At 71.7% G+C, this 6480-nt stretch carries 6 protein-coding genes and 1 rRNA gene; 5 read left to right on the top strand and 2 right to left on the bottom strand.

Features of this window, described 5'->3' with window-relative positions; all coding sequences use genetic code 11:
* The 5 genes from rrf to ACH4E7_RS20620 all read left to right on the top strand — a co-directional run.
* Nucleotides 1-83 (top strand): 5S ribosomal RNA (rrf, locus tag ACH4E7_RS20640); the annotation flags it as partial.
* 272 nt (nucleotides 84-355) lie between these two features.
* The gene (locus tag ACH4E7_RS20635) at nucleotides 356-2947 is read left to right on the top strand and encodes an ATP-binding protein (RefSeq protein WP_396250446.1); all 2592 of its coding nucleotides are present in this window, start codon (nucleotides 356-358) and stop codon (nucleotides 2945-2947) included.
* Nucleotides 2948-3058: 111 nt separating this feature from the next.
* Nucleotides 3059-3739, top strand: coding sequence for a response regulator (locus ACH4E7_RS20630; RefSeq protein WP_033351413.1), 681 nt, complete (start codon nucleotides 3059-3061; stop codon nucleotides 3737-3739).
* A gap of 65 nt (nucleotides 3740-3804) precedes the next feature.
* Nucleotides 3805-4215, top strand: a complete 411-nt coding sequence (locus ACH4E7_RS20625) for an OB-fold nucleic acid binding domain-containing protein (protein WP_396250445.1) — start codon at nucleotides 3805-3807, stop codon at nucleotides 4213-4215.
* Entirely contained in the window at nucleotides 4212-5036 is an 825-nt protein-coding gene (locus tag ACH4E7_RS20620) for a DUF3159 domain-containing protein (protein WP_396250444.1), read from the top strand. The genes ACH4E7_RS20625 and ACH4E7_RS20620 overlap by 4 nt, the downstream gene beginning before the upstream one ends.
* Nucleotides 5037-5108: 72 nt before the next feature.
* On the opposite strand, the gene ACH4E7_RS20615 is transcribed toward ACH4E7_RS20620, so the two are convergent.
* On the bottom strand, nucleotides 5109-5780 hold the full coding sequence (locus tag ACH4E7_RS20615) for a potassium channel family protein (RefSeq protein WP_396250443.1): 672 nt from the start codon (nucleotides 5778-5780) through the stop codon (nucleotides 5109-5111).
* Entirely contained in the window at nucleotides 5780-6448 is a 669-nt protein-coding gene (locus tag ACH4E7_RS20610; RefSeq protein WP_396250442.1) for a potassium channel family protein, read from the bottom strand. The genes ACH4E7_RS20615 and ACH4E7_RS20610 overlap by 1 nt, the downstream gene beginning before the upstream one ends.
* Nucleotides 6449-6480: the final 32 nt, after the last annotated feature.

Raw genomic sequence — 6480 nt, 5'->3', positions numbered from 1 at the left:
ACATTCCGAACCCGGAAGCTAAGCCTCACAGCGCCGATGGTACTGCAGGGGGGACCCTGTGGGAGAGTAGGACGCCGCCGAACAATTCTTCAGAAGAACCCCCATCCGGAATCCGGATGGGGGTTCTTCGCGTTTCCCGGAAAACAGACGAAACCCGGTGAAGACCTCGCAAGGGCCCGTGGATACCTCCCAAGCGACCCCCGCCGAGTGGCTGGTACTCCGTCAATATGTCGCTAAAACCGCATGATCAGTGCACTGATCAGCGGAATATCGCCTCTCACGCCGTAGTCTCGAAGGGAGGGGAACAGGTGTCCGGGGGTGGCTCCCGGACAGAGCCGGATCAAGAATGGTGCTCATGGGACGAGGCAGGCTGCGCATCTACCTCGGGGCGGCCCCCGGGGTCGGCAAGACGTACGCCATGCTCGCCGAGGCACACCGGCGGCATGAGCGTGGCACGGACGTCGTGGTGGCGTTCGTGGAGGACCACGGCCGGCGGCGGACCGCGGACCTCGTCGCGGGGCTTGAGGTGGTGCTGCGGAAGCAGGTGGTGCACCGGGGCGCCAGGTTCTCCGAGATGGACGTGGACGCCGTGCTGGCCCGCCGCCCGCAGGTGGCTCTGGTGGACGAACTGGCGCACACCAACGTCCCCGGCTGCCGCAACGAGAAGCGCTGGCAGGACGTCGAGGAGCTGCTGGCGGCCGGGATCGACGTGATCTCTACCGTCAACGTCCAGCACCTGGAGTCGCTCGGCGACGCCGTCATGGGCATCACCGGGGTGCGTCAGCGCGAGACCGTCCCGGACGAGGTGGTCCGCCGCGCGGACCAGATCGAGCTGGTGGACATGTCCCCGCAGGCACTGCGGCGCCGGCTGGCGCACGGCAACGTGTACGCGCCGGAGAAGATAGACGCCGCACTGGCCAACTACTTCCGCCCGGGCAACCTGACCGCGCTGCGCGAGCTGGCGCTGCTGTGGACCGCCGACCGGGTGGACGAGTACCTGCAGAAGTACCGCGCCGAGCAGGGCATCGAGGGCACCTGGCAGGCCCGGGAGCGGATCGTGGTCGGCCTGACCGGCGGCCCCGAGGGGGCGACACTGATCCGCCGGGCGGCCAGGATCGCGGCCCGCGTCTCCGGCGGTGAGCTGCTGGCCGTGCACATCTCCCGCTCGGACGGGCTCGCGGGCTCCGGCTCGCCGCAGACGCTGATCGAGCAGCGCGCCCTGGTGGAGAGCCTCGGCGGCTCCTTCCACAACGTCCTGGGCGACGACCCCGCCGCCGGGCTGCTGGACTTCGCCCGCGGCGTGAACGCGACCCAAATCGTGCTGGGTACGAGCCGTCGCCCCGGCTGGCAGTACCTGTACGGGCCGGGCGTCGGCACCACGGTCACCCAGAAGGCCGGGGACATCGACGTCCACATGGTCACCCACGAGCACGCCGGGCACGGGCGGCGCAGCAAGGTACCGGTGCGCCGGATCACCGACCTGGGCCGGACCCGGACGATCGCCGGTTGGCTGATCGGGCTGGCCGGTCCGCCGGTGCTGGCGCTCGTGCTGACCGCGATCGGCGGGCTGGGCCTGTCCACCGACATGCTGCTGTTCCTGTCGCTGACGGTGTGCGCGGCGCTGGTGGGCGGGCTGCTGCCGTCGATCGGCTCGGCGCTGGTCGGCTCCTCGGTGCTGAACTACTACTTCACCCCGCCGCTGCACACCTTCACCATCAGCGAGCCGCAGAACATCATGGCGGTGGCGATATTCACCATCGTCGGCTGTTCGGTCGCCTCCGTGGTGGACCTGGCGGCCCGGCGCACCCACCAGGCGGCCCGCGCCCAAGCCGAGGCGCAGACACTCAGTGCGCTGGCCGGCACGGTGCTGCGCGGCGCGCCGAACGGCGACGGGGTGCTGACCGCACTGATGGAGCAGGTCCGGGAGACCTTCGGGCAGGAGAGCGCCGCGCTGCTGGAGCGCCCGGAGCCGATGGACGCCTGGCTGCCGGTGGCGACCGCCGGGCCGCGCCCGCCGGAGCGGCCCGAGGAAGCCGATGTGGACGTGCCGGTCGGGGAGAGCCTGGCGCTGGTGCTGCGCGGCCGGGTGCTGCCCGGGGCGGACCGGCGCCTGCTCGGGGCCTTCGCCGCGCAGGCCGCCGTGGTCCTGGAGCGCCGCAGGCTGGCCCGGGAGGCCGCCGCGGCCCGTCGGGAGGCCGAGGGCAACCGGATCCGGACCGCTCTCCTGGCTGCCGTCTCCCACGACCTGCGCACCCCGCTGGCCGGCATCAAGGCCTCGGTGAGCTCGCTGCGCTCGGCCGACGTGGACTGGGACCCGGAGGACGAGGCCGAGCTGCTGGCCGGGATCGAGGCCGGGGCGGACCGGCTGGACCACCTGATCAACAACCTGCTCGACATGAGCCGACTGCAGACCGGCACCGTCACCCCGCTGATCCAGGAGACCGATCTGGACGAGGTGGTGCCGTACGCGCTGGGCGGGGTGCCGCCGGAGTCGGTCCGCCTGGACGTCCCGGAGACGCTGCCGATGATCCGGGCCGACGGCGGGCTGCTGGAGCGTTCGCTGGCCAACCTGGTCGAGAACGCCGTCAAGTACAGCCCGGACGGCGTCAAGGTGCTGGTCAAGGCCGACGCCCTGGAGCAGCCGGGCGGGCCGGGCCGGGTGGAGCTGCGGATCGTGGACCGCGGCCCGGGGGTGCCCGAGGACGCCAAGGAGAAGATCTTCGCGCCGTTCCAGCGCTACGGGGACGCGCCGCGCGGTGCCGGGGTGGGCCTCGGGCTCGCGGTGGCGCGCGGTTTCGTCGAGGCGATGGACGGTACCGTCACCGCCGAGGACACCCCCGGCGGCGGTCTCACCATGGTCGTCAGCCTGCCCGCCGCGGAACGGCCGCCCGAACCGGGTGAGCCGACCGGGGACGGCCACGATCCGCTCTCGCAGCTGATCACGTGAGGCCCGGCGGCGCACCGGCCGTGCCCGTGGCTGCCCGGTGTCGCCCGTCGTACCTTCAGCTGAGTCGCACAGTCCGATAGATCCGACAGCCCTGAAAGGCGGAACCCGTAGATGACCCGGGTCCTCGTCGTGGACGACGAACCGCAGATCGTCCGCGCGCTGGTGATCAACCTCAAGGCTCGTAAGTACGAGGTCGACGCGGCCCATGACGGGGCGAGCGCGCTGGAGCTGGCCGCCGCCCGCCATCCGGACGTGGTCGTCCTCGACCTGGGTCTGCCCGACATGGACGGCGTCGAGGTGATCCGCGGCCTGCGCGGCTGGACCCGGGTGCCGATCATCGTGCTGTCGGCCCGGCACGCCTCCGACGAGAAGGTCGAGGCCCTGGACGCCGGTGCCGACGACTACGTCACCAAGCCGTTCGGGATGGACGAGCTGCTCGCGCGGATGCGTGCCGCCGTGCGCCGGGCCGAGCCGGTGGCGGGGGAGGACGACTCGCTGGTCGTCACCGAGAGCTTCACCGTCGACCTCGCCGCCAAGAAGGTCAACCGGGACGGCACCGACGTACGCCTCACGCCCACCGAATGGCACCTGCTGGAGGTGCTGGTCCGCAACGCCGGCCGACTGGTCAGCCAGACCCAGCTGCTCCAGGAGGTCTGGGGCCCGGCCTACCGCACCGAGACCAACTACCTGCGGGTCTACCTCGCCCAGCTGCGCCGCAAGCTGGAGCGCGACCCTTCGCACCCGCGCCACTTCATCACCGAACCGGGCATGGGCTACCGCTTCGAGAGCTGATCACGCAGGCCCCCGGCGGTCCAGTGGCCTGCCGCCGGGGGTCTGGAAACCGGTACCCTGCCGACATGAGTGGTGACAACAGCAGTGGCCAGCCGCCGGGGCGATTGCGCCGCATGCTCAGCCGGCTGACCTCCTCGGCCGAGGAGCTTGATGCCGAGGACCTGCGCCAGGAGAGTGCCGCCGAGTCCGGCTGCCGGCCGATCGCCGGCTGCGCGGACCGGGAGCTGGTCACCGTCGCGGGCACGCTGCGCACGGTGACGCTCCGCCCGCGGGCCGGTGTCCCGGCCCTGGAGGCCGAACTCTTCGACGGCACCGAGGCGCTGGAGGTGGTCTGGCTCGGTCGCCGCTCGATCGCGGGCATAGAACCGGGTCGCCGACTGGTCGCCAGCGGCCGGATCAGCCACGCACGCGGGCGCCGTGTGCTGTTCAACCCCCGCTATGAGCTGCGTCCGGTCGGACATGGGAGCGAAGCGTGAGCAACCACCCCGGCGGCGACGCCGCCGCCCGGATCGACCTGGACGCCGCCGACATGGCCGCCTGGCAGGATGTCGCGGCCTCGGAGGCGGTGGACGGCCTGGCACGATCGATCGAGGGTGCCGCACCCGCCGCCGAGCCGTCCCCCGACCCGGCGGCCGCCGAGGCCGCCCGCCAGGCCGCTTCCAAGGAAGCGGCCGACACCGTCCTGCAGGCCTTCGGCGGCGTGCGCGGCATGGTCGACATGACGCTGCCCGGCCTGGTCTTCATCATCACGTACAACATCACCCACCAGGTCAGCGCCGCCGCCTGGGCCGCGCTCGGCCTGAGCGGCCTGTTCGTGGTGGTCCGGCTGGCGAAGCGGGAGACCATCCAGCACGCCTTCAGCGGCGTGTTCGGCGTCGCCCTCGGCGCCTGGATCGCGATGAAGAGCGGCAAGGCCGAGGACTTCTACCTGCCCGGCCTGCTCTGGAACGTCGGCTACTGCGTGGCCCTGGCGGCCTCCGCACTGGCGCGCTGGCCGATGATCGGGGTGATGCTCGGCCCGATCACCGGCGAGATGTTCACCTGGCGCAAGGAGAACCCTGGCCGCCTGGCCGCCTACACCAAGGCGACCTGGGCCTGGGTGGCGATCATGGGCCTCAAGCCGGTGATCCTCTTCCCGCTGTACTTCACCCACAACGTCAACCTGCTCGGCTGGCTGAAGGTCGCCCTCGGCATCCCGCCGCTGCTGCTGGCGATGTACGTGACCTGGCAGATCCTGCTGAAGGCGCCGCCGCCGATCAAGGCGCAGCTGGACGACGAGGAGGAGCCGGCGAAGTAGCCGCTCCCGCCGGAAGCACGGCGGAGGCCCGCACCCCCGGGGGTGCGGGCCTCCGCCGTTGACCGCGCGTCCTTACTGGCCGCCGGAGGTGGCCGAGAGCAACTGCTCCAGCTCCTCCTCGCGCTCCTGGGCGGCGACGAAGAGCAGCTCGTCGCCACCCTCCAGGGTGTCGTCCTTGCCCGGCACCAGCACCCGGCCCTCGCGGATGATGCTCACCAGCGCGGTGTCCTGCGGCCAGGTCACGTCGCCCACCCGGGTACCGACCAGCTCGGCCTCGCCGGCCAGGGTCAGCTCGACCAGGTTGGCGTTGCCCTGGCTGAAGCGCATCAGGCGGACCAGGTCGCCGACGCTGACCGCCTCCTCGACCAGGGCGGACATCAGGCGCGGGGTGGAGACGGCCACGTCCACGCCCCAGGACTCGTTGAAGAGCCACTCGTTCTTCGGGTTGTTCACCCGGGCGACCACCCGCGGCACCGTGTACTCGGTCTTGGCGAGCAGCGAGACGACCAGGTTGACCTTGTCGTCGCCGGTCGCGGCGATCACCACGTGGCAGCGCTGCAGCGCCGCCTCGTCCAGCGAGGTGATCTCGCAGGCGTCGGCCAGCAGCCACTCCGCCATCGGGACCCGCTCCACCGAGATGGAGTTCGGGTTCTTGTCTATGAGCAGGACCTCGTGGCCGTTCTCCAGCAGCTCGCCCGCGATCGAGCGGCCCACGGCACCGGCCCCGGCAATGGCGACCCGCATCAGTGACCCTCCTCCTTCGGCCCCTGCGCGAACGCGGCCTCGACCGCCATCAGGTCGGTCCGGCGCAGCATCACGTGCACCAGGTCGCCCTCCTGCACCACCATCTGCGGCGAGGGCAGCACGCCCTCGCCGAGCCGGGTGACGAACGCCACCCGGGTGCCGGAGGCCTCCTCCAGCATGCTGATCCGGTGGCCGACCCAGTTCGGGTGGTAGGCGACCTCGGCCAGCTGCACGCCGCCGCTCGGGTCCTGCCACAGGGGCTCGGCGCCGCTCGGCAGCAGCCGGCGCAGCATCTGGTCGGCGGTCCAGCGGACCGTCGCCACGGTCGGGATGCCCAGGCGCTGGTACACCTCGGCGCGGCGGGGGTCGTAGATCCGGGCCGCGACGTTCTCGACGCCGAAGGTCTCCCGGGCCACCCGCGCGGCGATGATGTTGGAGTTGTCGCCGCTGGAGACGGCGGCGAAGGCGCCGGCCTCCTCGATGCCCGCCTCGCGCAGGGTGTCCTGGTCGAAGCCGACCCCGGTCACCCGGCGTCCGTTGAACCCGGCGCCCAGCCGACGGAACGCGGTCGGGTCCTGGTCGACCACGGCCACCGAGTGGCCCTGTTTCTCCAGCGTTCTCGCGAGGGCGGAGCCCACGCGGCCGCAGCCCATGATGACGATGTGCACCGGCGCTACCTCACCCGTCCCGTAGGGTTCTT

The sequence above is a fragment of the Kitasatospora sp. NPDC018058 genome (assembly GCF_044327205.1).
In the GTDB taxonomy this organism is placed as follows: domain Bacteria; phylum Actinomycetota; class Actinomycetes; order Streptomycetales; family Streptomycetaceae; genus Kitasatospora.
The sequence above is the reverse complement of the archived record's forward strand: the minus strand, read 5'-3'. Positions and strand labels throughout refer to the sequence as shown.

Coding starts and splice junctions, on each gene's coding strand:
- ACH4E7_RS20635 (WP_396250446.1), top strand. CDS start 356: ATGGGACGAGGCAGGCTGCGCATCTACCTCGGGGCGGCCCCCGGGGTC.
- ACH4E7_RS20630 (WP_033351413.1), top strand. CDS start 3,059: ATGACCCGGGTCCTCGTCGTGGACGACGAACCGCAGATCGTCCGCGCG.
- ACH4E7_RS20625 (WP_396250445.1), top strand. CDS start 3,805: ATGAGTGGTGACAACAGCAGTGGCCAGCCGCCGGGGCGATTGCGCCGC.
- ACH4E7_RS20615 (WP_396250443.1), bottom strand. CDS start 5,780: ATGCGGGTCGCCATTGCCGGGGCCGGTGCCGTGGGCCGCTCGATCGCG.